Genomic DNA, 22,608 nt, shown 5'->3' with positions numbered 1-22,608 from the left:
TCAACTATGTCGTGGAATCAGACACTGCCCCCGCTACAAATGTGCATGACAGCACAGCAGAGGCCGTCTTCGGAGAGATCCGAAGACGGCCTCTCGTCTATGTTCCGGCGGAGCCCAGTGCGTCCGCCAGCCGGCCCATCGCCTCGACGAGCGCTTCGAGGTCTCGGCCCTGGTCACGCAACCATGAGCTGACCTGCTCCGCAGACAGCCCGGCGAGGAGCACCTCGGCGCGCTCGAGCGGGTCCCGGACCCCCCTGGCCCGGAGGAGCATCTCGGCGTGCTGGGCCCAGAAGGCGTAGGACCCCTTCCGCAGCCGGGCCCCGGGCGTCGAGGTCTCCGAGAGGAGCACGAGGTCGAGGTGCGTGGCCTGAAAGCGGAGGTATGCCGTCGTGAACGCACGCAGGCGCAGCTCGGGGGGTGCCCCGGGGCCCAGCGGCGGCGGTCCGCCGAGGATCTCTCCCTGCAGCGCGATCGCGCGTTCGCTGAGGAGCGCCGAGGCGAGGCCACCCTTGTCGGTGAAGCGCCGGTACAGCGTCCCCTTGCCGACGCCGGCCGCCGCCGCGACGTCGTCCATGGTCACGCTGTGCACGCCGCGCTCGGCGAAGAGGGCCTCGGCCGCGGCGAGAGCGCGCCGGCGGTTGCGTGCTGCGTCGGCCCGTTCGCGCACCGGGGGAGGCCCGATGGGCAGGGAGGGGCCGTCCCCGGCCGCGTGGGTGCTCATGAGGGCCCCTCGAGGGATTGACCAAGCGGACTGGAGTCCGTTAATGTCGCTCGCATAAGAGGACTCTAGTCCGGATTGCCGCACGGGGTCCACGATCACACCCAGTCGAGGAGAACTCATGCCCACCCAGCTTCAGCACGAGCCGTCATCGCAGACGGTGCTCGTCATCGGGGCCACCGGCTACATCGGCCAGGTCGTCACCGAGCACCTCGTGGCCCGCGGCCACCAGGTCATCGCCCTCACGCGTCCCGGGTTCCCGGATTCCGACCTGCCTGCCGGGGTCACAGCTCGCGTCGGGGACCTGACCGAACCCGCCTCGCTCGGGCCGGCGGTCACCCCCGAGGTCGACGCCGTGGTCAACCTCGCGACCCCGAGCGGCGACGAGTCCGTGGACAGCGCGGCCGCGGCGGCACTGCTGGCCCCGCTCGAGGGAACCGGGCGCGCGTACGTCTACGCGAGCGGCGTGTGGGTCCTCGGGCCCTCGCACGGCTCGGTCCAGGACGAGTCCACCCCCACGAACCCCCTCGACATCGTCGGCTACCGGCCCCGGATCGAGCAGCAGGTGCTGGGAGCCGCATCGCGTGGGGTCCGGTCCGTCGTGGTGCGCCCTGGCATCGCCCACGGCCGCGCAGGGGGAATTCCCGCGCTCCTCGTGAGCCTGGCGGCGCAGCACGGTGCCGGGCTCTATGTGGGGGAGCCCGCCCGGTGGCCGATGGTGCATGTTGAGGACCTGGCCGACCGATTCGTCGCGGCCGTCGAGGGGGCCGACCCGGGCGCCCTGCTCCACGCCGTGGCCGAGCAGGGTGTCGACACGACGGAGATCGCCGCGGCGGCCGCAGCGGCCGCGGGCGTCGACCTCGTGCGCAGCTGGCCCCTCCCCGAGGCGGCCGGCGCGCTCGGCGCCCCGTTCGCCCAGGCTCTTGCCTGCGACCAGGTCGTCTCTGCGGCCGTGACCGCAGGGAGGCTCGGCTGGAGCCCAAGCCGCCCCGGCGTGCTCGTCGAGCTGCGGCACGGCTCGTACGGCGCGGCCGACGCCGCCTGACTCAGGGCGGCGGGTCCGCGCGGCGCGGCGGAGGACACACCGAGCACGCTCAGGCCCTGCACACCGACAGACCCGGGTCCGATGGACCCGGGCCTGCTCCGTGCTTCCGATGATGCGGCGCCCAGGGCGTGAGTCGCCGCCCGAGTCGGCGCTCAGGCGTTGACCGACTCACGCTCGGCCGGGGCCGACCGCCGGCTGCCGCGGATGGTGACCGCGGCGAGGACCGCTCCAGCGAGGGCGACAACGGCAGCCGCGACGAACGCCGCCGAGAAGCCCTCGGTCAGCTGGACCGGCGAGCCGAGCCGGTCGGCCCCGGCCCCGGCCGCGATCGCCGTCACGACGGCGAGGCCGATCGCCGAACCGACCTGGTAGCTGACGTTGACGATGCCCGACGCGAGGCCACCGTTCTCGGGTCCGGCCGCGCCGATCGCCGTCCCGAGGGAGGGGATGAACGCGAGGCTCATCCCGAGGGCGGCGACGAGGGAGGCCGGCAGGACGTCGACCCAGAAGCTGCCGTCCGGCCGCACGAGCGAGAGCCAGCCGAGCCCGACCGCGAGGACGGCCAGTCCCGAGACGATCATCGGCTTGGCGCCGAACCGGCCCATGGCCCGCGGCGCGAGGGCGATCATGCCGATCATGATGAGGGCCGTCATCGGCAGGAGCGCCGCACCGGAGGGGAAGGCGCTGAACCCGAGGACCTGCTGCAGGTAGAGGTTGAGGAAGAACCACATCGGGATCCAGGCCCCGCCGAGGAGCAGCTGCGCCACGTTGGCGCCCGCGAGGTTCGGGCTGGCGAAGATCGAGAGCCGCACGAGGGGTTCCCGGCGACGCGCCTGGACCAGGAGGAACGTGCCGAGAAGCAGGACCGCCGCGCCGAGGGTCGCGAGCGTCGCCGCCGAGGTCCAACCCGCCTCGGGGGCGCGGACGATGCCGAAGACGGCGGCGCCGAGACCCGTGGTGACGGTCACGGAGCCGATGAGGTCGAGCGAGCCGCTGCGCCCGCCGCCCGCAGGCATGAGCGAGCGGGTCAGGTAGAGGGCGAGAGCCGCGATCGGGATGTTGATGTAGAAGACCCACGGCCAGGAGAGGTACTCGGTGATGAGACCCCCGAGGAAGACGCCGGCGGTGCCTCCGGCCGGTGCGGCGGCGCCATAGATCGCCAGCGCCCGGGTGAGCTGCTTCGGTTCGGACCCGAAGAGCATCATGAGCAGGGTCAGGGCCGAGGGTGCGATGAGCGCGGCGCCGGCGCCCTGAACAGCCCGGGCCACGAGCTCGACGGCCGGCGACGTCGCCAGGCCGGCGGCGAGCGAGCCGACGAGCAGCGTGGCCCAGCCGCCGGCGAAGACCCGACGGGCTCCGTAGAGGTCGGACAGCCGGCCGCCGAGGAGCAGCAGGCCGCCGAAGGCGATGACGTAGGCGTTGAACACCCACGACAGGTTCTCCTGGCTGAAGCCGAGGTCCGCCTGCATCTGGGGCAGGGCCACCCCGATGATCGAGGTGTCCATGATGACCATGAACTGTGCCGCCGCGATCAACGACAGCGCCAGTCCCCGGCGAGGTTCGGGTGGGTGGATCGTACTCATGTCGTGAGACTCCTTCTCGTGTGCGCCGTCGGCGCTGGGTAGATACCCCTAGGGGGTACAAGTGGTAGTAGTACCACAAGTACCCGCCCGGGGTATACATTCCCGCGTCTCACAGATCGGCGCGCAAGACCGTCTCCATCTCGATCGTGATGTCGACCTCCTTGCTGACGAGGACGCCGCCGGCCTCGAGGGCGACGTTCCAGGTGATGTCGAAGTCCTCGCGGTTGACCCGGGTGGCGGCCGAGAAGATGGCCCGGTCGCCACCCCACGGGTCGCGGACGTGCCCCTCGAAGCTCACGTCGAGAACCACCGGGCGCGTCACGCCGTGGATCGTCAGGTCTCCGTGGACGGCACCCGTCGTCCCGGACCAGTCGACCGACGTGCTCCGGAAGGTCGCCTCTGGGTACCGCTCGACGTCGAACATCTCCGCTGACCTGAGGTGCTCGTCGCGGGTCGGGTTGCCCGACTCGACGGAGGCCATGCCGATGACGACCTCTACGGTCGACTGCGTGATGTCCTCGGCGACGGTGATCGCGCCCCGGACGTCGGTGAAACGGCCCCGCACCTTCGTCACCATGAAGTGGCGCCCGGTGAAGGCGAGGTCGGCGTGTCCGGGGTCGATGTCCCACGTTCCTGCGACGGGCAGGACCGCCCCCCGGATCGTCCGGACGGCCTCGCGGCTGGTGGTGATGTCGGTCATGGCGTGTGCTCCTAGCGAGGAGCGGGTGCCCTGCGCAAGGCGAGCCCGCGATTGAAAGTGTGTGCGCACGCACATTTATAGGCTCGGGATCACGGCCCCGTCAAGGTGTGTGCGTGCGCACGTAACTGCTAGCCTGCCCGCATGCCAGCACGAGCCACTGATCCCGAGGGCGTGGCGGCCTGGGCGGCAGTCCTTCGCGTCCACGCGGCAGTGGTGCCCAGCCTCGAACGGGCCCTGGCCGCCATCGGGCTGCCCATCTCCTGGTATGACGTCCTGCTCGTTCTCAATGCCGCGCCGGACCGCCGCCTGCGGATGACCGAGCTCGGCGAGCAGGCGACGCTGAGCCGCGAGCGGGTCAGCCGGGTCGTCACCGACCTGGAGGGTGCGGGTCTCGTGGAGCGCCGGCCCAACCCGGACGACCGTCGCTCCTCGTATGCCGTCATCACCCCCGAGGGTCGCCGACGGCTCCGGGCGGCCGCACCAACCTATCTCCGCGCGATCGAGCGGCACTTCGCGCGTCATCTGACGTCGTCCGAGATCGAGACCCTGACCGCGGGGCTCGGGCGCGTCCTGGTGGTGGAGGAGCGTCGGACGCCCTAGGCGGCGGAAGACGGCACCCGCCGTTTGACCCGCCCTGCCTCCCTGAACCAAGGGCAGGGCGTGGGGCGAGGGGCCGGAGCGGCGCTCCGCAATACCCCTGTGGGGTACTTGCGAATCGGTACCCCATGGGGGTACCTTCGTGGTACCCCATCCGGGTATCGGGACGAGCCCGGCTCCGACGAGAGGAACGAACGATGAGCAGCAACACCTACTCCGTCCGCGGCATGACGTGTGGCCACTGCGCCAGCTCGGTGACGTCATCCGTCCAGCGCGTCGACGGTGTCACCGCCGTGGAGGTGGACGTCCTCCTCGGGCGCCTGACCGTCACCGCCGACGGGTCGGTCACCGACGCCGCCGTCGCGCGGGCGGTCGAGGAGGCCGGCTACGAGGTCGTCACCGGCTGACCGTGCCGCTCCGGGGCCGCTCGCCCGAGCGGCCCCCGGAGTTCGGTCGCGAGCCCCACCTGGCTCCGTGGCATACGGACCCCGCTCCCCACCCCAACGACGAGGAAGGCATGCCCATGAACACCCCAGCGAGACTCGCCGCCTTCGGCGGCCTCATCGCGCTCACCTTCGGGGCGGCGCTCGGCGTCGGCGCCGCCGTCGGCACACCGATCCCGACCGGGGACGCCGGCCACTCGACCAACGGCCACCCCACCAACGGCCACGGCACCGATGGCCACCCCACCGACGCCCACGCCGACGCAGACCGCGCGATGCCGGGGACCGACCATGCGGCCGGACAGGGTCCGGGTGGACTCGCGGTCGCCGAGTCCGGGTACCGGCTCGTCCTCGGCGCCGACCGGCTCCAGCCCGGCACGCGAGTCCCGCTCACTTTCACGGTGATCGGGCCGGACGGCAACGCGGTCACGCGCTACGAGCCCAAGCACGAGAAGGACCTGCACCTCATCGCCGTCCGACGTGACCTGACCGGCTTCCAGCACGTCCACCCGAGCCTCGACGGGACCGGGACGTGGACCAGCTCCCTCGACCTCGACCCGGGGGCCTGGCGGGTCTTCGCCGACTTCGTCCCCGGATCCGGGCCGCGGGCCGGCGAGAGCCTCACCCTCGGGTCCGACCTCCACGTCCCGGGAGGCTACGACCCAGTGGCGCTTCCGGCGCCCGCGCACACGAGCGAGCCCGTCGAGGGGTACACCGCGACGCTGGACGGTCAGCTCGTCGCGGGCCGGGAGTCGATCCTCACGCTCTCGATCGCCCACGACGGCCGGCCGGTCACCGACCTCGACCCGTACCTCGCGGCATACGGGCACCTCGTGGCGCTCCGCGTCGGGGACCTCGCGTACCTCCACGTCCACCCCGAGGGTCACCCCGGGGACGGCACGACGAGGCCCGGGCCGGCCATCACGTTCGCCGCCACCGCCCCCTCATCGGGCGACTACCGGATCTTCCTCGACGTCAAGCACCACGGCGTGGTCCGCACCCTGGCCCTGACGGTGCGGGCGACCGATCCGGACGCGAAACCGTCGCCGACCGGATCAGCGACACCGGCCCCCACCAGCTCCCACGCCCACTGAACCGCGCCCCGCGCCACGAGAGGAGGCCCGCTCATGGGCCAGATCACCGAACAGGTCCCCACCCGACAGGTCGAGCTCGCCATCGGGGGCATGACGTGCGCGTCGTGCGCCGCCCGGGTCGAGAAGCGCCTCAACAAGCTCGACGGCGTCACCGCCACCGTCAACTACGCCACGGAGAAGGCCCGAGTGAGCATCCCCGAGGGGGTGACACCCGAGGATCTCGTCGCCACCGTGGAGACGGCCGGCTACACGGCAACCGTCCCCGCCGCGCACGAGGGCGCAGGTCGGGGAGCCGCCGCAGGCTCCGCCGCGGGCTCCGCCGCGCCCTCCGCGGAGGCCGCCGTCCAGGACGCGACGACGGCCCTACGCCGGCGACTGGTCGTCTCGGCGCTCCTGACCGTCCCCGTCGTCGCCATGGCGATGATCCCCGCCCTGCAGTTCACCTCGTGGCAGTGGCTCTCGCTGACCCTCGCCGCCCCCGTCGTCGTCTGGGGCGCCTGGCCCTTCCACCGCGCCGCCTGGGTCAACCTGCGCCACGGGACGTCGACGATGGACACGCTCATCTCGCTCGGGACCCTCGCCGCGCTCGGGTGGTCCCTCTACGCCCTCTTCCTTGGGACCGCCGGGAGACCGGGGATGCGGCACGCCTTCGAGCTCACCATCGGGCGCACCGACGGCTCCGGGAACATCTACCTCGAGGCGGCAGCCGGGGTCACGACCTTCATCCTCGCCGGCCGGTACGTCGAGGCACGCTCGAAGCGGCAGGCGGGAGCCGCGCTGCGGGCGCTGCTCGAGCTCGGCGCCAAGGACGTGTCGGTGCTGCGTGACGGACGCGAGGAGCGCATCCCCGTCGGGGACCTCGCCGCCGGAGACCGCTTCGTCGTCCGTCCCGGCGAGAAGGTCGCCACCGACGGTGTCGTCGAGGAGGGGACCTCCGCGGTCGACGCCTCGATGCTGACCGGTGAGTCGGTCCCCGTCGAGGTCGGGCCCGGTGACGCCGTGGTCGGCGCGACGGTCAACGCGGGCGGGCGCCTCGTCGTCCGCGCGACGCGGGTCGGTGCCGACACCCAGCTCGCCCAGATGGCGCGGATGGTCGAGGACGCCCAGGCCGGGAAGGCCGAGGTGCAGCGCCTCGCCGACCGCGTCTCGGGGATCTTCGTGCCCGTCGTCCTCGCCCTCGCCGCCGGGACGCTCGGCTGGTGGATCGGCACCGGGAGCGGACTGCCGGCCGCCTTCACCGCGGCCGTCGCCGTCCTCATCATCGCGTGCCCGTGCGCGCTCGGTCTCGCGACGCCGACGGCCCTCATGGTCGGCACCGGCCGCGGCGCGCAGCTCGGGATCCTCATCAAGGGCCCGGAGGTGCTCGAGTCGACGCGCGCCGTCGACACCGTCGTGCTCGACAAGACGGGCACGGTGACGACGGGGCGGATGACCCTCCAGGAGGTCCACGCCGCGCCGGGGCAGGACCCGGACGAGCTGCTGCGCCTCGCGGGTGCGCTGGAGGACGCCTCGGAGCACCCGATCGCGCAGGCCGTCGCCAAGGGCGCCGTCGAGCGCGTCGGTGAGCTCCCGGCCGTCGAGGGGTTCGCCAACGTCGAGGGTCTCGGCGTCCAGGGCGTCGTGGACGGGCATGCGGTCGTCGTCGGCCGGCCCCGGCTGCTCGCCGACTGGTCGCTCTCGCTGCCGGATGCTCTCGAGCGGGCCCAGGCCGAGGCGGAGAGCCGGGGCCGGACGGCCGTTGCCGTCGGCTGGGACGGCAAGGCCCGGGGCGTCCTCGTCGTGGCCGACGCGGTCAAGGAGACCTCGGCGGAGGCGGTCCGCCAGCTCCGTCAGCTCGGGCTGACCCCGGTTCTGCTGACGGGTGACAACACCCGCGCCGCGCACGCCGTCGCCGCCCAGGTCGGGATCGACGAGGTGATCGCCGAGGTCCTGCCGGAGGACAAGGTCGACGTCGTCCGGTCGCTCCAGGAGCGCGGACGGGTCGTCGCCATGGTCGGCGACGGCGTCAACGACGCGGCCGCGCTGGCCCAGGCCGACCTCGGGCTCGCGATGGGCACCGGCACCGACGCCGCGATCGAGGCCGCCGACCTCACCCTCGTCCGCGGAGACCTCCGGGCCGCCGGCGACGCGATCCGGCTGTCGCGCAGGACGCTCGCGACGATCAAGGGCAACCTCTTCTGGGCGTTCGCCTACAACGTCGCGGCGCTCCCGCTCGCGGCGAGCGGTCTGCTCAACCCGATGCTCGCCGGGGCCGCGATGGCGCTCTCCTCGGTCTTCGTCGTCACGAACAGCCTCCGGCTGCGTCGGTTCCGGCCGCTCGCCTCGGGTGGTCCGGCGGGGACCGGGGCGTGACTCGGCTCGCGGTCCCGGCCGGGGGGCTCACTGGACCGTGATCGCCTGGTACATCCCGTTGGCGTAGTGGTTGCGCAGGTTGCAGACGAGCTCGTAGCGACCCGGGCCGAGGGTGAGGGTGGTCCACCCGACCGCCCCGGAGTCGACGCCCTCCCCGGAGCCCTCGGCGCACGAGGCGGACACCTCGCCGAGGCTGCCGGCCTCGTCGACCTTCCCGTCGGCGCCAGGGACCCGCTGTCCGGCGGCCTCGCCCGGGGCGAGGGGGAGGACGACGACCTCGTGGGTGCGCCAGCCGACGTTCTCCACGACGAGGGTGACGACCCCGGCCGGCACCGTGGCGGGCAGGGCACGGAGCATCATGGGCGCACCGAGAGGAGCGTCGCCGCCCATCATCCGGCTCATCCCCATGTCGGCGACGCGGACCTCGACGACGGCGCCCGGCAGGGTGCCCGGCGGGGTGCACGTCAGCGACGAGTCCCGGTAGCCCTGCGCCGGGCCCATCATCCCGCCGCCCGGAGGCACGACGACGGTCGTGCAGCCGGAGAGGGCCAGCGCCGCGGCGAGTCCCACCGCGCGCCGGACCGCGACCCGCGTCCGCCAGACGTGCCGGAGAGTCCTCACACGGCCATTCGAGCAAGGCGGTTGCCGTGGCCGCAGTGCCCAAGGTCCCGGTTTCCCGGCTCGGTCACGTCGGGGTGGAGCTCGTGGAGGGAGCCGCCGCGACAGCGCCACGACGCAGCCGGAGGAGCGGGACCGCTGCCACCGCCAGTGCGGCCGCTCCCGCCGTCAGCACGTATGCCGGGTGCTCGAGATCGAGGGTGCCCCCCGCGAGCGCCCCGCCTGCGACGTAGACCACGGTCCCGGGAACCGTCCCCACGGCGGTGCCGACGGCGTACGCGCGGGCGCGCACGCCGGCCAGGCCGGCGAGGTAGTTGACGACCGTGAAGGGCAGGACCGGCAGGACACGGCTCCACACCACCGTGGCCACGCCACGGCGATCGAGCAGGTCCCTGGCCCGGGCGTGGTGGCGCCGGGTGACCCACGCGAGGGCCGCGGGGTCGACGAGGCGCCCGACGGCATACCCGGCGAGGGCCCCGAGCAGGCTCGCCGTCCAGGCGAGGGCGACGCCGGTGCCCAGTCCGAAAAGCGCTCCGGCCACCGCGGAGAGCGCGCTGCGGGGGACCGGCAGGAGGGTGAGCAGGGCCGTCGCGACCACGTAGAGGACCGGGGCGGCCGCCCCGGCAGCGATGACGGCGGCACGGACACGGTCGACGTCGGCGGTCCCCAGCGCGCCGAGGACGACGGCTCCGGCACCGAGGACGACGCCGAGCGCCGCGACGCGGACCGGGTGGCCCTGGGCGTCCTCCGGGGGCATCGCTCTCCTCGGGCCGGGGTGGTGGGGTCGCGCCACCCTACCTGCCGGCGACGCTCAGGCCGGCGCGTCGACGGCGTGGACGCAGGCCGACGGCAGCTCGAACCAGCGCAGGTGGTCGAAGTCGTCGTTGACGGAGCCGGCGTCGCCCGTCGCGGGGGTGGCGCCGGCGAGGATCGAGCGGCCCTTCTCGAGATAGCCGGCGAGATCGTCCTCAGTCGCCCGGTCGAGCTGCTTCGGGTAGGTGAGGGTGCCGTCGACGTAGCTCACCTGGCGCAGGCGCAGCGGCGGCTCGACCGGTCCGTTGCGGTGCTGCCAGCGGCCGGTGGCGGCGTCGAAGTCGTAGTCGCCCAGCAGGCGCCATCCATCGCGGGCAACGAGACGGACGGCCTCGATGATGTAGTCGCAGACGGTGTCGGAGATGAAGTAGTTGAAGTTGATGCGCACCCAGCCCGGCTTGATGCCCTCGCAGCCGCGGCCGATCTCCCGCTCGAACTCGTGCGAGCGCTCGAGGTCGATCCCGAGCAGGTAGTGCCCGTAGGGCCCGGCGCAGGAGCAGCCGCCGCGGGCCTGGATCCCGAAGAGGTCGTTGAGCACGGCGACGACGAAGTTGTGGTGGAGGTAGCGTCCGTCGTTGGCGTGGACGACGAAGGACACGATCGACAGGCGCTCCGCCGCGAGGTTGCCGAGGATCTCGATGCCCGGCTCGTCCTTCCAGGCCTCGACGGCCCGGCGGAGGAAACGCTCCTCCTGGGCGCGGATGACGGGCACGCCGACGGCGTCCTTGAGCTGGAAGACGAGGCCGGCGCGGATCGCCTCGATGATGGCGGGGGTGCCGCCCTCCTCGCGGTGCGCCGGGTCCGTGAGGTAGTCGTGGGCGCTCGGGTTGACGTAGGCGACCGTCCCGCCGCCCGGCACGTCGGGGACGCGGTTGGTCAGCAGCTCGCGCCGCACGACGAGCACGCCGGGCGTGCTCGGGCCGCCGATGAACTTGTGGGGGCTGAGGAACACCGCGTCCTTGTACGCGAGGCTGCCGTATGCCGCCGGGCCGGATTGCGCCTCAGCGCTCCCCGCGCCTCGGCCGCCCTTGCCGTACATCTCGATGTCGACATACGGACCGGCAGCCGCGAAGTCCCAGAAGGCGAGCGCGCCGTGCTCGTGCAGGACGGTCGAGATGGCGTCGGTGTCCGTGACGATGCCGGTGACGTTGCTGGCGGCCGAGAAGCTGCCGATGAGCAGGGGCCGAGCGGCATACTCCTGCAGCCGGTCCCGGAGGGTGGCGATGTCGATGTGCCCGTCGAGGTCCTGGGGGATGACGACGACGTCGGCGACGCACTCGCGCCACATGACCTCGTTGGAGTGGTGCTCGTAGGGGCCGATGAAGACGACGGGACGCTGGTCGGCCGGCACGAGCTCACTTGCGTGCCACCGGTCCTCGAAGTTGGACGGGACGCGCAGACCCAGGATGCCGACGAGCTTGTCTATCGCGCCCGTGCAGCCCGACCCGGCGAAGATCACCACCGTGTCGTCGTCGCCGCCCACCGCGTCGCGGATGACGCGGCGCGCGTCCTCGCGCAGGCGGGTCGTCTGCAGGCCGGTCCCGGAGCTCTCGGTGTGGGTGTTGGCGTAGCGGGGGAGGACCTCGTCGCGGATGAAGTCCTCGATGAAGGTGAGGGCGCGCCCCGAGGCGGTGTAGTCCGCATACGTCACGCGGCGGGGGCCGTACGGCCCGTGCATGACCTGGTCCTCCCCGATGACGCTCGAGCGGATCGTGGCGAGCAGGGCGGAGTCGGGGGCGGCGGCGTCCATGGGACAAACATAGGCCAGCGTGATGCTATTGCGCAACTGCATAACGCAGCGTTTGGTTAATCATTCCCGGACGGACACGAGAGGCCCCGGGTCGTCGACCCGGGGCCCCTCCGCTCGGTCAGGACCGTGCGGTCACTTGGCGTTGCCAAGGCAGATGAGGTCGCCGGCCGAGCCGTCCTCGGTCCCCTCGAAATACGTCGTCGTCGTGTCGGTGTAGGGAGCGCAGACCTCGTCGGCGGCCGACTCCTTGCTGTCCTGCTTGATGAACAGCACCTTGTACGTCGCCTTCGGGTCGGTGCAGTCGCGGTGCTTGAGCGAGTCGTCGGACTCGCGGGACGCGCACTGGCCCACCTCGAGACGGTCGGCGGCGGTCTGGCTGTTGAAGACGCGGAAGCCGATGAGGGCGAGGCCGACGGCGACCGGGACGCCGACACGCTTGAGGACGCTGAGGGACCTCTTCTCGCGGACCGGCTCGGCCGGAGCCTCGGCGGCCCCGACCACGTGGCCGGAGTCGGGACCGTCGGAGGCGGGGGCCGGCGGCACCTCCGCCGTCGGTGCCGTGGCCTCCGGGTCGGTTCCGGGACGGGTCGGGTCGACGGGCTGGTGGTCGACGGGCTGGTCGGGCATGAAGCGATCTCCCCTGGGGTTGGTGGTGGGTGCCGAGTGCGGCGGTGAGCATTGTGCCGTGCCCGGACCTGCTTGTGGTGCCCGGTGTCGCGACGATGTGTCCCGGGTTCGCATAGGGTCGAACGCGTGACAGCGATCTCCTACCCGCTCGCGGAGCGAACCCTGGACAACGGGCTGCGTGTCATCGTCTCCGAGGACCACACCGTCCCCAACGTGGCCGTCAACCTCTGGGTCGGGGTGGGCTCCCGGCACGAGTCTCCCGGCCGGACCGGTTTCGCCCACCTCTTCGAGCACCTGATGTTCCAGGGCAGCCGCAACGTCGCCTCCGGCGAGCACTTCAGCGCCCTCATGGACGAGGGAGCCCGGCTCAACGCGACGACCTGGTTCGACCGGACCAACTACTTCGAGACGGTCCCGACGGGCGCGCTCGAGCTCGCCCTCTGGCTCGAGGCCGACCGGCACGGCCACCTCCTCGACGCGGTGACCCAGGAGAACCTCGACAACCAGCGCGACGTCGTCAAGGAGGAGAAGCGCCAGCGCTACGACAACGTGCCCTACGGCTCGGCGCTCATCGACATCTACGCGACCGTCTTCCCGGCGGACCACCCCTACCACCACCCGACCATCGGGTCCATGGAGGACCTCGACGCGGCGACCCTCGCCGACGTCCACGACTTCTTCCGCGCGCACTACGGCCCCAACAACACCGTCCTCACGCTCGTCGGCGACGTCACGCCCGAGGAGGGCTTCGCGGCTGCCGAGCGCTACTTCGGCGCGTTGCTGCCGATCGAGCGGACCGAGCGCCCGCGTCACGCACAGCTGCCGCCGCTCGGCGAGCCCGCCCGGCTCGACCGGGTCGGCGCCGTGCCCAACGACCGGCTCTACATCACCTTCCGCCTCCCGGTCGACACGACGCCCGACTACCTCGCCTGCTCGGCTGCCGTCGACGTCGTCGCCGGGCTCGCGAGCTCGCGCCTCATGCGACGCCTCGTCCGCACCGACGAGACGGCGATCGCCGTCGGCGGGTGGACGATGGGCCTCGTCGACGGCGCCGGCCTCGGCGCGGTCACCGTCGATGTCGCCGCGGGCGCCGACCCGGAGGCGGTCGAGGCGGCCGTGTGCGAGGAGCTCGCACGCTTCGCCGCCGAGGGGCCCGACGAGGCCGAGATGGAGTCGGTCGTCGCCGACACCGAGCGGTCGTGGCTGAGCGCGCTCGCGAGCCTCGAGCAGCGCGCCGACCACATCGGCCATCACGCCCTCCTCACGGGTGACCCCGCCTATGTCAACACGTTCGTCGACCGGCTCAAGGCGGTCACGGCCGAGCAGGTCCGCGAGGCCGCCGGCCGCTGGCTCGCCCCGGAGGCGCGGGCCGTCGTCCGTTACCTCGCCGACGCCGGAGCGGAGGTGGCGGCATGAGCGACAGTGCAGCGAGCGAAGCGCCGAACGCCGCCACGAGCGCGGCCACGGCGGCCGCCGCGGCGACCGCGGCCACCACGACGGTGCCCCGACCGGCCGTCGCGCCGCCCGAGCCGTGGTCGTTCCCGGTCGGCACGACCCACGACCTGCCCAACGGCCTGCGGCTCGTCACCTACGACGTGCCGGGACAGTACGTCCTCTCCGTCCGCCTCGGCCTGCCGATCTCGCTCCGCGACGAGCCCCAGGACCGTGAGGGCGTCGCGACGATCATGGCGCGGACCCTCGACGAGGGAACCGCCCAGCACAGCGCCGAGGAGCTCGCGCGGCTGCTGGAGCGCAAGGGGGTCAGCTACGGCGCGGGGATGTCCGACGCGGGCCTCTCGGTCGACCTCGACGTCGTCAAGGGCAACCTCGAGCCCGCCCTCGACCTGCTCCGCCAGATCCTCACCGAGCCGGTGTTCCCCGAGGCCGAGGTGGCGCGGCAGGTCCGCACCCGCCTCGCGGAGATCGAGCAGGAGCGGTCGGTCGCGGCCCAGCGCGCGGGTCACGAGTTCGTCCGGACCTTCTACGCGCGCGACGACCGGTCGTCGCGACCCACGGGTGGCGCGCCCGAGACCGTTTCGGCGATCACCCGTGAGGACGTCTCCGCCTTCCACGCCCGGCACGTCGTGGCCTCCGGCGTGACGATGGTCGTCGCGGGCGACCTCGAGGGCGTCGACGTCCTCCCGCTCGTCGAGGCGACCCTCGGCGGCTGGAGGCAGGGTCCGTCTCGCGACCGCTTCCTGCAGCGGCCGGCGCAGCTCGCACCCGACCGCTCGCGCATCGTGCTCGTCGACCGTCCCGGCTCGGTCCAGACCGAGCTCGTCATCGGTGCGCCGGGGCCAGACCGCTCCGTCGACGGCGGCTGGGCGCCCTACCCCGTCATCGGCTTCGTCCTCGGCGGGTCGCCCAACGCTCGCATCGACGCGGTCCTTCGCGAGGAGAAGGGCTACACCTACGGCATCCGCTCGAGCTTCCGCCCGCGCCGGGCGGGCGGCCTGTTCCTCACGTCCGGCTCGGTCCGCGCCGACTCGACGGCGGAGTCCCTGCGTCTTCTCGTCGAGATTCTGGACAGTGGTCGGAACGGCTTCTCCGACAAGGAGATCCGCTCTGGTGTCGACTTCATCTCCAAGACCGCACCCGGCCGCTATGCGACGGCCGACGCCATCGCCGACGAGGCGATCAGCATGGCTCTCGACGGCCGGACGACGAAGTTCACGACGGCCAACCTGCGTGACCTCGCGGCGGTGGACCGCTCGCGGGCCGACGGCGCCTACGAGCGGTTCGCCGACGCCGCGGGTCTCGGTCGGGGCGACACGCGCGCCGCGGGCTGGACCATCGTCCTCGTCGGCGACGCCGGCGACCACCGCGAGGCGATCGAGGGCCTCGGACTGGGCGAGGTGACCGTCGTCAGCGACGCCGGCTGAGGGTGGGCCACCCACCCGTCACGTGCGCCGCTGGGCCCGGTCACCCGGCCCAGCGGCATACGGCCGGGTGACCGGCGGCGGGCAGGGTCACGCGAGGGGCAGGCGCTGCTCCATGACGTAGTCGTCCTCGTGGCGGCCCCCGACGAGGAAGCGCTTGGTGCCGGCGACCGCGAAGCCACTCTTGACGTAGAAGCGCTGGGCCCGCTCGTTCTGCTGGTTGACGCCGAGCCAGACGCCGGCGGCCCCGGTGTCTCGGGCCCAGGCGAGCGACTGCTCCATGAGCGCGTGCGCCGCCCCGGTGCCGTGGGCGCGGGGCAGGACGTAGATCTTGCTCAGCTCGACCGTGGGTCGGTGGCGGATGGCCGCCGCCACGTCCTCGTCGTGGGGCTCGCCCGCGACGAGCATCGTGTAGCCGAGCGCGCCCTCGTCGTCCTCGGCGAGGAGGAGCATGCGGGCCGGATCGGCGAGGTAGCGCTCGAAGCACTCCTGCGAGAGCACCTCTGCGACGAAGCGGTCGATGCGGTCCTGGGTCATGTCCGGCGGGCAGGCGAGCGCGAAGGTCGCCGCGGCGACCTCGGCGAGCGCGGGGACGTCGGCGGCGGACGCCCGCCGGATGGTGACGCCCACGACTCAGCCCTCGACGGTGCCGATGCGCCTCAGCACCTCGTCGTGGAGCAGCCCGTTGGTGGCGACCGCGTTGCCGCTCCAGCACCCGTCGCGACCGTCGAGGCCCGTGAACCGCCCGCCCGCCTCCTGGACGATCGTGACGAGCGCGGCCATGTCGTGGACGGCCAGTTCGGGCTCGGCCGCGATGTCGACGGCGCCCTCGGCAACGAGCATGTAGGACCAGAAGTCGCCGTAGGCCCGGGTGCGCCAGCAGCTGTCCATGAGGTCGAGGAAGTCGTCCTGGCGGCCGGCGTCCCGCCACCCCGAGAGCGACGAGTAGGAGAGGGACGCGTCGGTGAGGCTCGCGACCTTGGACACCGCGATCCGGCGGGCCGACGAGAGGGACCGGCCGGTCCACGCGCCGGAACCCGTCGCGGCCCACCAGCGGCGCTGGAGTGCCGGCGCCGAGACGATGCCGAGGACGGGCTTGCCGTCGTCGACGAGGCCGATCAGGGTGGCCCAGACGGGCACGCCGCGGACGAAGTTCTTCGTCCCGTCGATCGGGTCGATGATCCACCGGCGTGGGCCGTGGCCCGTCGTGTCGAACTCCTCGCCCTCGACGGCGTCGCGCGGCCGCGTCCGCTTGAGCTGGGAGCGGACGAGCTCCTCGGCCGCCCGGTCGGCGTCGGTGACGGGGGTGAGGTCGGGCTTGCTCTCGACGACGAGGTCGGCGGCGCGGAAGCGGGCGATCGTCACGCGCTCGACGGCGTCGGCGAGGACGTGGGCCAGACGGAGGTCGTCGTCGTAGGAGGTCACCGGGTCAACCTAGCGGGAGCGAGGCGCCGGTGGGCGGCGATACCGGGCCGGAGCCGGGGCGTCTCGGTCCGCGACGCCGCCACGGGGCGCGTATGCCGCTCGGCGGGCCCCCGAGGGCCGCCCGCTCACGCGCTGCCGGGGGCTCAGTGCTCGTCGCCGCCCGAGCGGCTGCCGAGCAGGCGCCGGAGCGACTCGAGGCGTGAGGGGCCGGCCGGACCGGCATGTCCCTCGGCGACCCAGGCGTCGAGCGCGCACTCCTCCTCGTCGTGGGAGCACCCGCGCGGACACCCCTCGGTGCCCGGCGCGAGGTCGGGGAAGTGGTCGATGATCCGGTCGACGTCGATGTGGGCGAGCCCGAAGGACCGGATGCCCGGCGTGTCGATGACCCACCCGTCGTCGTCGGGGAGCCGGAGGGCCACGGCGTTGGTCGACGTGTGCCGGCCGCGACCGGTCGTGACGTTGACGACGCCCGTGGAGCGCAGCGCACCCGGCACGAGGGCGTTGACGAGCGTGCTCTTGCCGACGCCGGAGTGCCCGACGAGGACGGAGACCTTGCCGGCCAGCTTCTCGCGGAGCGCGTCGAGGCCGGTGATCTCCCCGTCCTTGCGCGCCGTGACGACGTGGTCGACCTCGAGCGGGGTGTAGCTGGCGAGGAAGTCCGCAGGGTCGACGAGGTCGGCCTTGGTCAGCGCGAGCAGGGGCACGAGGTCGGCGTCGTAGGCGGCGACGAGGCAGCGGTCGACCATGCGGGGCCGGGGCTCGGGGTCGGCGAGCGCCGTGACGATGACGAGCTGGTCGGCGTTGGCCACGATGATCCGCTCGTAGGGGTCGGTGTCGTCGGCGGTGCGGCGCAGCACCGAGCGGCGCTCCTCGATGCGGACGATGCGGGCCAGCGCGTCGGGGCCGCCCGAGAGGTCGCCGACGAGCGCGACGTCGTCGCCGACGACGACGCGGGTGCGCCCGATGTCGCGGGCCTTCATCGCCGTGACGACCCGCTCGGGCTCCTTACGGCCGAGCGCGCCCTTGGCGAGCAGGCAGGTGTAGCGCCCCCGGTCGACGCCGATGACCATCGCCGTCAGGGCGTCGGCGTGGGCCGGCCGGTCCTTGGTGCGGGGCCTCGATCCCTTGCGGCTCGGGCGGACGCGGACGTCGCCCTCGTCGAGGTCCCGCCAGCTCATCGGCCCGACCCCCAGTGCGCGGACACGGCGGGCACCGGCGGGCCGGCCAGCATCGAGTCCCAGAGCCCCACGAAGTCGGGCAGCGTCTTGCCCGTCGTCGCCACGTCCTCGACGCGGACGCCGGGCACGCGCAGCCCGATGATGGCGCCGGCCGTGGCCATGCGGTGGTCGTGGTAGGTCCGGAAGGTCGCGCCACGCAGGCGCGACGGCGCGATGCGCAGGCCGTCCTCGGTCTCGGTGACGGCGCTGCCGAGCCGTCCGAGCTCGGCCCCGAGCGCCGCGAGCCGGTCGGTCTCGTGACCGCGGATGTGGGCCACGCCGCGGATCCACGACGGCGTCGTCGCGAGCGCCGCGAGGGCGGCGACCGTCGGCGTGAGCTCGGCCGCGTCGTGCAGGTCGATGTCGAGGCCGACGAGCTCGCCGCTGCCGACCACGGTCAGGCCCGCCCGGTCGAGGCGCACCTCCGCGCCCATTGCGTCGAGGATCTCGCGCATCCGGTCGCCCGCCTGGGTCGTGTGCTGCGGCCAGCCCGGGACGCGGACCGTCCCGCCGGCGACGAGCGCCGCCGCGAGGAACGGCCCCGCGTTGGACAGGTCGGGCTCGACCGACACGTCGAGCGCGTTGATCTCGGACGGCTCGACTCGCCAGCTGTCGGGCTCGGAGTCGTCGACGACCGCGCCGGCATCGCGCAGCGTCTCGACCGTCATGAGGATGTGGGGCTCGCTCGGCACGGGGCCGCCCTGGTGGTGGATCGTCACGCCCCCGTCGTAGCGGGCGCCGGCGAGGAGCAGGGCCGAGACGAACTGGGAGGAGGCGGAGGCGTCGATCGTGACCGCGCCACCCGGCATACGGCCCGTGCCGTTGACGGTGAGCGGCAGGTGCCCCGTGCCGCCGTCGTCGATGTCGGCGCCGAGCGCGCGCAGCGCGTCGATGACCGGGCCCATCGGCCGGACCCGCGCCTGCGGGTCGCCGTCGAGGACGACGGGGCCGTCGGCCAGGGCGGCCACGGCCGGGAGGAAGCGCATCACCGTCCCGGCGAGCCCGCAGTCGACCCGGACGCCGCCGCGGAGGCGCTCCGGCGGGGTGATGACCCAGTCGGGCGCGGCCCCGGGGTCGCCCTCGGCGTGGACGTCGTCGACGCGGACGCCGAGGCTGCGCAGGGCCTCGGCCATGAGGAGCGTGTCGCGCGACCTCAGCGGCGCCCGCAGCCGGGACCGGTCGTTGGCGAGGGCGGCGAGCACCAGGTAGCGGTTGGTGAGCGACTTGCTCCCCGGCAGGACGACGGTGGCATCGAGCGGGCCGTCGGCGACGGGCGCCGGCCAGGGGTCGTCGGTTGCCTGCGGGGCGGTGCCCGAGGTCGCGTCGGGCGCGGAGGGGACAGCGGGGGAGGGATGGTCTGCGGGACTCACGGTCTGCTCACGACGTCCTCGGGTCGATCGTTCATGGAAGGGCTCCTCCGGCCGCGACCGGCGCCGCGCGCCGTCCGCGACCTCGTGGTCGGTGACACCTACGGTATCGACATCGCCGGGCCCTCCGGGCCGCTGCCCGTGACAGGGATCGAGGCGGGCCTACGCTGGACCGCATGTGTGGGAGGTATGCCGCGAGCGCGCGCCCTGACGAGCTGGTCGAGGCGTTCGACATCGACGAGGACCACACGGGAGACCCCGCCCGGAGCATCCTCAAGAACCCCCAGTCCCCGCCGGCGGGCGAGCCCGACTGGAACATGGCCCCCTCCAAGCAGGCCCCCGTCGTGCTCACCCGGGCGCCGCGAGAGCCGGAGCAGGCCGACGCCGAGCCGGTGCGCCAGCTGCGGCTGCTGACCTGGGGCCTCGTGCCCGCCTGGGCCAAGGACACGAAGATGGGCCTGCGCATGGTCAACGCCCGTGCCGAGTCGGTGCTGGGCAAGGGGGCCTTCGCCAAGGCGGCGCTCTCGCGGCGCTGCATCGTGCCGGCCGACGGGTGGTACGAGTGGCAGGTGTCCCCGACGGCCGTCGATCCGAAGGGCAAGCCCCGCAAGCAGCCGTTCTTCGTCCACCGCGCCGACGGCGCGCCGGTCGGCTTCGCGGGGCTCTACGAGTTCTGGCGGGACCGCGAGCTGCCCGACGGCGACCCGAACGCCTGGTTGACGACCTTCACGATCATCACGACGGCCGCCGACCCGGGCATGGACCGCATCCACGACCGCCAGCCGCTCGTCCTCGAGCCCGAGCAGTGGGAGCACTGGCTCGACCCGGCCGAGAAGGACCCGGAGGTCGTGCGCACCTTCCTCGAGTTCGCCGAGCCGGGCCGCTTCGTGGCCCACCCCGTCGGCCGCGCCGTCGGCGCCACCTCGAGCAACGGTCCCCAGCTCGTCGAGCCGGTGCCCGAGTCCGAGCTCGAGGGGGTCGTCGACCCGATGACGGGCGAGGTGATCGGCGGATGACGGGCGCGGCGAAGGAGCTCGTCCTCGAGATCGCCACCCCGCAGGGTCCCGGACGAGCGCACGTATGCCGCCCACCGCGGGCGCGTGGGACGGTGGCCCTCGGCCACGGGGCGGGAGGAGGGCTGCGGGCCCTCGACCTCGAGATCGCGCGCGAGGCGCTCGTGGGCGCCGGGTGGGCTGTCGTCCTCGTCGAGCAGCCGTGGCTCGTCGCGGGGCGGCGCATCGCCGGCCGGCCGCCAACGCTCGACGCGGCCTGGGTCCCCGTCGTCGAGTCGCTCCTCACGGGTCGCGGGAGGCTGCCGAGGCCGCTTGTCGTCGGGGGCCGCAGCGCCGGGGCCCGGGTCGCCTGCCGCACCGCGGCGGAGCTGGACGCGCACGCCGCCCTGCTCCTCAGCTTCCCCCTCCACCCGCCGGGCCGGCCGGACCGGCTCCGCGCCGACGAGCTCGCCCTCGCCCCCGACCCGTCCTGGGTCGTCCAGGGCAGCCGCGACCCCTTCGGCACGCCCGACGAGGTGCGCGAGCACCTCCCGGCGGGCACGAGCCTGCTCGAGGTGCCCGGGACGCACAGCTTCCCGAAGGGGTCGGCGCAGGCGCTCGCAGATGCCCTGGGCGTCGTCGCGGGAATGCTCCCCGGCTGAGCGTCGTTGCACCCGGCATGGTCACGTGTCCGGCACCCGCCCCCGAGCGAGCAGCCCCCGGTCCCCTCCTGCCCACGGGTCTAGGCTGGGACGCAATGACCAAGGACAAGAACACCGACCCAGCGTCGGCCATGACCGTCATCGACCCGGCCGACGAGTCGGCGGCCATCGCGGCCGCCGATGCGAGCGTCGACGTCAAGAGCGAGACCGACGAGCAGCGCCGGGCCCGGTTCGAGCGTGAGGCGATGCCCCTGCTCGACCAGCTCTACAGCGCCGCGCTGCGCACGACCCGCAACCCGAGCGACGCCGAGGACCTCGTCCAGGAGACCTTCGCGAAGGCCTATGCCGCCTTCCACCAGTACAAGCCGGGGACCAACCTCAAGGCGTGGATGTACCGCATCCTCACCAACACCTACATCAACAGCTACCGCAAGAAGCAGCGCCAGCCGCTCGAGTCCGACGCCTCCGAGATCGAGGACTACCAGCTGGCGCGCGCCGAGTCCCACACGTCGTCCGGGCTGCGCTCGGCCGAGGCCGAGGCCCTCGACCGGCTGCCCGACAGCGACGTCAAGCGAGCCCTGCAGGAGATCCCGGAGGAGTTCCGCCTCGCCGTGTACTTCGCGGACGTCGAGGGCTACTCCTACAAGGAGATCGCCGAGATCATGGACACGCCGATCGGGACCGTGATGAGCCGGCTGCACCGCGGGCGCCGCCAGCTGCGCGAACAGCTCGCGGAGTATGCCGCCGAGCGCGGTTTCGTCACGGCAGGCTCGGCGGGCACGGAAGGAACCAGGTCATGAGCGAGGAAACCGCCCGGACGGACTGCTCCGAGGCCCTGCTGCGCGTCTACGAGTTCCTCGACGGGGAGCTCGGCCCCGAGGACTGCGCGAAGATCCAGGCCCACCTCGACGAGTGCGGCCCCTGCCTCAAGCAGTACGACCTCGACACGACGCTCAAGTCCCTCATCAAGCGTTCCTGCGGCTGCGAGACGGCCCCCGACGCGCTGCGCATGACGATCATGTCCCGCATCTCGATGACCGTGATCAGCGTCGAGGGGCAGGCCTGACGGCGACCCTCGAACGCGGCCGAGGACTCGAACACGCGGCTCGAACGCACAGAGAAGGGCCCGTCCCCCGGGGGGACGGGCCCTTCTCTGTGTGGATCGCGGCTCAGGCGTTGGGCTTGCGGCCGTGGTTGGCGGCGTTGCCCTTGCGGGAGCGGCGCTTGCGGGCGCGCTTGCTCATCGTCGGCTCTTTTCGTTCGGTGCGTCTGCTTCTCGACCCCCGGGACCGGCCCGGTGTCATGAAGCACCGAGTCTCCCACACCGGGCGGCGCAGCCCCAAAACGGGGCGGACGGGCGGGAGACGGGCCTGCCGCGTCGTGCGAGCATGAAGGGGTGTGCGATCCGGGCCGTGCTCCGTGAGCGTGGCGTGCTCAGGACCTTAAGGACTTCGTAAAGAATGGCTGCACGGCGGTCGAGAACCTTCAAAACGGTCGCGCACTTTGGCACGCTATGCAACGAGGGAGACCTCTCGCCGTTCGCCCTGCACGGTTGTGCGCCAAACCCCTCTGGCGGCGGTGACGACGCCTTTGTTAGGAGCCACCATGTTGTCCGCCCTCGTCGCGAGCCTCGCCTCGACCGACTTCTTCGCCGCCCTGATCGCCTTCGCAGACACCTGGACGTGGGACCTCTGAGCGGACCGCTCACGATCTGTTGCACCGCCAG

The 22,608-nt window shown here is 73.0% G+C and carries 23 protein-coding genes; 11 read left to right on the top strand and 12 right to left on the bottom strand.

What is annotated here, in order from left to right:
* Nucleotides 1–97: 97 nt before the first annotated feature.
* Nucleotides 98–721 (bottom strand): TetR/AcrR family transcriptional regulator, encoded by a 624-nt coding sequence (locus N865_RS16445; protein ID WP_034808263.1) that lies wholly within the window; start codon nt 719–721, stop codon nt 98–100.
* 118 nt (nt 722–839) lie between these two features.
* Between N865_RS16445 and N865_RS16440 the strand changes: the two genes are divergently transcribed.
* Complete coding sequence (locus tag N865_RS16440) at nt 840–1,763, top strand: NAD-dependent epimerase/dehydratase family protein (RefSeq protein ID WP_051510776.1); 924 nt, start codon at nt 840–842, stop codon at nt 1,761–1,763.
* A 152-nt stretch (nt 1,764–1,915) separates the two neighbouring features.
* On the opposite strand, the gene N865_RS16435 is transcribed toward N865_RS16440, so the two are convergent.
* Nucleotides 1,916–3,346, bottom strand: a complete 1,431-nt coding sequence (locus tag N865_RS16435) for an MFS transporter (protein WP_034808261.1) — start codon at nt 3,344–3,346, stop codon at nt 1,916–1,918.
* A 109-nt stretch (nt 3,347–3,455) separates the two neighbouring features.
* Nucleotides 3,456–4,046 carry a YceI family protein gene (locus N865_RS16430; protein WP_034808259.1) on the bottom strand — a complete coding sequence of 197 codons (591 nt, stop codon included), beginning with the start codon at nt 4,044–4,046 and terminating at the stop codon, nt 3,456–3,458.
* A gap of 141 nt (nt 4,047–4,187) precedes the next feature.
* On the opposite strand from N865_RS16430, the gene N865_RS16425 reads away from it, so the two are divergent.
* The 4 genes from N865_RS16425 to N865_RS16410 all read left to right on the top strand — a co-directional run bounded on the left by N865_RS16425 (nt 4,188) and on the right by N865_RS16410 (nt 8,532).
* Complete coding sequence (locus N865_RS16425) at nt 4,188–4,646, top strand: MarR family winged helix-turn-helix transcriptional regulator (protein ID WP_034808257.1); 459 nt, start codon at nt 4,188–4,190, stop codon at nt 4,644–4,646.
* Between the two features lie 194 nt (nt 4,647–4,840).
* On the top strand, nt 4,841–5,050 hold the full coding sequence (locus N865_RS16420; protein WP_034808255.1) for a heavy-metal-associated domain-containing protein: 210 nt from the start codon (nt 4,841–4,843) through the stop codon (nt 5,048–5,050).
* Nucleotides 5,051–5,160: 110 nt separating this feature from the next.
* Nucleotides 5,161–6,180, top strand: a complete 1,020-nt coding sequence (locus N865_RS16415) for a hypothetical protein (protein ID WP_245603806.1) — start codon at nt 5,161–5,163, stop codon at nt 6,178–6,180.
* A 33-nt stretch (nt 6,181–6,213) separates the two neighbouring features.
* On the top strand, nt 6,214–8,532 hold the full coding sequence (locus N865_RS16410) for a heavy metal translocating P-type ATPase (protein ID WP_034808253.1): 2,319 nt from the start codon (nt 6,214–6,216) through the stop codon (nt 8,530–8,532).
* Nucleotides 8,533–8,559: 27 nt separating this feature from the next.
* Here the strand turns inward: N865_RS16410 and N865_RS16405 are convergent, their stop codons facing one another.
* The 4 genes from N865_RS16405 to N865_RS16390 form a co-directional block, all read right to left on the bottom strand.
* On the bottom strand, nt 8,560–9,153 hold the full coding sequence (locus tag N865_RS16405; protein ID WP_034808250.1) for a hypothetical protein: 594 nt from the start codon (nt 9,151–9,153) through the stop codon (nt 8,560–8,562).
* Between the two features lie 64 nt (nt 9,154–9,217).
* Nucleotides 9,218–9,907: a TVP38/TMEM64 family protein gene (locus N865_RS16400; RefSeq protein WP_051510774.1), complete on the bottom strand. Its 690-nt coding sequence runs from the start codon at nt 9,905–9,907 to the stop codon at nt 9,218–9,220.
* Between the two features lie 54 nt (nt 9,908–9,961).
* Nucleotides 9,962–11,713 (bottom strand): aminotransferase class V-fold PLP-dependent enzyme, encoded by a 1,752-nt coding sequence (locus N865_RS16395; protein WP_034808243.1) that lies wholly within the window; start codon nt 11,711–11,713, stop codon nt 9,962–9,964.
* 132 nt (nt 11,714–11,845) lie between these two features.
* Entirely contained in the window at nt 11,846–12,340 is a 495-nt protein-coding gene (locus N865_RS16390) for an LppU/SCO3897 family protein (RefSeq protein WP_034808241.1), read from the bottom strand.
* A 126-nt stretch (nt 12,341–12,466) separates the two neighbouring features.
* Here N865_RS16390 and N865_RS16385 point away from each other — a divergent pair, with 126 nt between their 5' ends.
* Nucleotides 12,467–13,756, top strand: a complete 1,290-nt coding sequence (locus tag N865_RS16385) for a M16 family metallopeptidase (protein ID WP_034808239.1) — start codon at nt 12,467–12,469, stop codon at nt 13,754–13,756.
* A complete protein-coding gene (locus N865_RS16380; protein ID WP_084328307.1) occupies nt 13,753–15,222 on the top strand; it encodes a M16 family metallopeptidase in 1,470 nt (489 codons plus the stop codon). Before N865_RS16385 ends, N865_RS16380 begins: the two co-directional genes overlap by 4 nt.
* 87 nt (nt 15,223–15,309) lie before the next feature.
* Here N865_RS16380 and N865_RS16375 read toward each other — a convergent pair whose 3' ends face one another.
* From N865_RS16375 to aroA, 4 genes are all read right to left on the bottom strand, one after another.
* Nucleotides 15,310–15,849 (bottom strand): GNAT family N-acetyltransferase, encoded by a 540-nt coding sequence (locus N865_RS16375; RefSeq protein WP_034808237.1) that lies wholly within the window; start codon nt 15,847–15,849, stop codon nt 15,310–15,312.
* Between the two features lie 3 nt (nt 15,850–15,852).
* Nucleotides 15,853–16,644: a histidinol-phosphatase gene (gene hisN / locus N865_RS16370; protein ID WP_034808235.1), complete on the bottom strand. Its 792-nt coding sequence runs from the start codon at nt 16,642–16,644 to the stop codon at nt 15,853–15,855.
* A 143-nt stretch (nt 16,645–16,787) separates the two neighbouring features.
* Nucleotides 16,788–17,822, bottom strand: a complete 1,035-nt coding sequence (rsgA, locus tag N865_RS16365) for a ribosome small subunit-dependent GTPase A (protein ID WP_034808233.1) — start codon at nt 17,820–17,822, stop codon at nt 16,788–16,790.
* A complete protein-coding gene (gene aroA, locus N865_RS22810; protein WP_034808230.1) occupies nt 17,819–19,231 on the bottom strand; it encodes a 3-phosphoshikimate 1-carboxyvinyltransferase in 1,413 nt (470 codons plus the stop codon). Before aroA ends, rsgA begins: the two co-directional genes overlap by 4 nt.
* Nucleotides 19,232–19,404: 173 nt before the next feature.
* Here aroA and N865_RS16355 point away from each other — a divergent pair, with 173 nt between their 5' ends.
* From N865_RS16355 to rsrA, 4 genes are all read left to right on the top strand, one after another.
* Entirely contained in the window at nt 19,405–20,244 is an 840-nt protein-coding gene (locus N865_RS16355) for an SOS response-associated peptidase (protein ID WP_034808228.1), read from the top strand.
* On the top strand, nt 20,241–20,882 hold the full coding sequence (locus N865_RS16350) for an alpha/beta hydrolase family protein (RefSeq protein WP_034808225.1): 642 nt from the start codon (nt 20,241–20,243) through the stop codon (nt 20,880–20,882). The genes N865_RS16355 and N865_RS16350 overlap by 4 nt, the downstream gene beginning before the upstream one ends.
* Before the next feature lie 131 nt (nt 20,883–21,013).
* Entirely contained in the window at nt 21,014–21,682 is a 669-nt protein-coding gene (locus tag N865_RS16345; RefSeq protein WP_051510785.1) for a sigma-70 family RNA polymerase sigma factor, read from the top strand.
* Nucleotides 21,679–21,948 (top strand): mycothiol system anti-sigma-R factor, encoded by a 270-nt coding sequence (gene rsrA, locus N865_RS16340; protein WP_034808219.1) that lies wholly within the window; start codon nt 21,679–21,681, stop codon nt 21,946–21,948. Before N865_RS16345 ends, rsrA begins: the two co-directional genes overlap by 4 nt.
* 103 nt (nt 21,949–22,051) lie before the next feature.
* Here the strand turns inward: rsrA and N865_RS23940 are convergent, their stop codons facing one another.
* A complete protein-coding gene (locus tag N865_RS23940; RefSeq protein WP_369791897.1) occupies nt 22,052–22,126 on the bottom strand; it encodes a 50S ribosomal protein bL37 in 75 nt (24 codons plus the stop codon).
* Nucleotides 22,127–22,608 lie beyond the last annotated feature (482 nt).

Origin of the sequence: Intrasporangium oryzae NRRL B-24470 (assembly GCF_000576595.1) — a bacterium.
In the GTDB taxonomy this organism is placed as follows: Bacteria; Actinomycetota; Actinomycetes; order Actinomycetales; family Dermatophilaceae; genus Intrasporangium_C; species Intrasporangium_C oryzae.
The sequence above is the reverse complement of the archived record's forward strand: the minus strand, read 5'-3'. Positions and strand labels throughout refer to the sequence as shown.

Excerpts from the sequence above, each read along its gene's own strand:
- N865_RS16445 (WP_034808263.1), bottom strand. The coding sequence starts at position 721 with ATGAGCACCCACGCGGCCGGGGACGGCCCCTCCCTGCCCATCGGGCCT.
- N865_RS16440 (WP_051510776.1), top strand. The coding sequence starts at position 840 with ATGCCCACCCAGCTTCAGCACGAGCCGTCATCGCAGACGGTGCTCGTC.
- N865_RS16435 (WP_034808261.1), bottom strand. The coding sequence starts at position 3,346 with ATGAGTACGATCCACCCACCCGAACCTCGCCGGGGACTGGCGCTGTCG.
- N865_RS16430 (WP_034808259.1), bottom strand. The coding sequence starts at position 4,046 with ATGACCGACATCACCACCAGCCGCGAGGCCGTCCGGACGATCCGGGGG.
- N865_RS16425 (WP_034808257.1), top strand. The coding sequence starts at position 4,188 with ATGCCAGCACGAGCCACTGATCCCGAGGGCGTGGCGGCCTGGGCGGCA.
- N865_RS16420 (WP_034808255.1), top strand. The coding sequence starts at position 4,841 with ATGAGCAGCAACACCTACTCCGTCCGCGGCATGACGTGTGGCCACTGC.
- N865_RS16415 (WP_245603806.1), top strand. The coding sequence starts at position 5,161 with ATGCCCATGAACACCCCAGCGAGACTCGCCGCCTTCGGCGGCCTCATC.
- N865_RS16410 (WP_034808253.1), top strand. The coding sequence starts at position 6,214 with ATGGGCCAGATCACCGAACAGGTCCCCACCCGACAGGTCGAGCTCGCC.
- N865_RS16400 (WP_051510774.1), bottom strand. The coding sequence starts at position 9,907 with ATGCCCCCGGAGGACGCCCAGGGCCACCCGGTCCGCGTCGCGGCGCTC.
- N865_RS16395 (WP_034808243.1), bottom strand. The coding sequence starts at position 11,713 with ATGGACGCCGCCGCCCCCGACTCCGCCCTGCTCGCCACGATCCGCTCG.
- N865_RS16390 (WP_034808241.1), bottom strand. The coding sequence starts at position 12,340 with ATGCCCGACCAGCCCGTCGACCACCAGCCCGTCGACCCGACCCGTCCC.
- N865_RS16380 (WP_084328307.1), top strand. The coding sequence starts at position 13,753 with ATGAGCGACAGTGCAGCGAGCGAAGCGCCGAACGCCGCCACGAGCGCG.
- rsgA (WP_034808233.1), bottom strand. The coding sequence starts at position 17,822 with ATGAGCTGGCGGGACCTCGACGAGGGCGACGTCCGCGTCCGCCCGAGC.
- N865_RS16355 (WP_034808228.1), top strand. The coding sequence starts at position 19,405 with ATGTGTGGGAGGTATGCCGCGAGCGCGCGCCCTGACGAGCTGGTCGAG.
- N865_RS16350 (WP_034808225.1), top strand. The coding sequence starts at position 20,241 with ATGACGGGCGCGGCGAAGGAGCTCGTCCTCGAGATCGCCACCCCGCAG.
- N865_RS16345 (WP_051510785.1), top strand. The coding sequence starts at position 21,014 with ATGACCGTCATCGACCCGGCCGACGAGTCGGCGGCCATCGCGGCCGCC.
- rsrA (WP_034808219.1), top strand. The coding sequence starts at position 21,679 with ATGAGCGAGGAAACCGCCCGGACGGACTGCTCCGAGGCCCTGCTGCGC.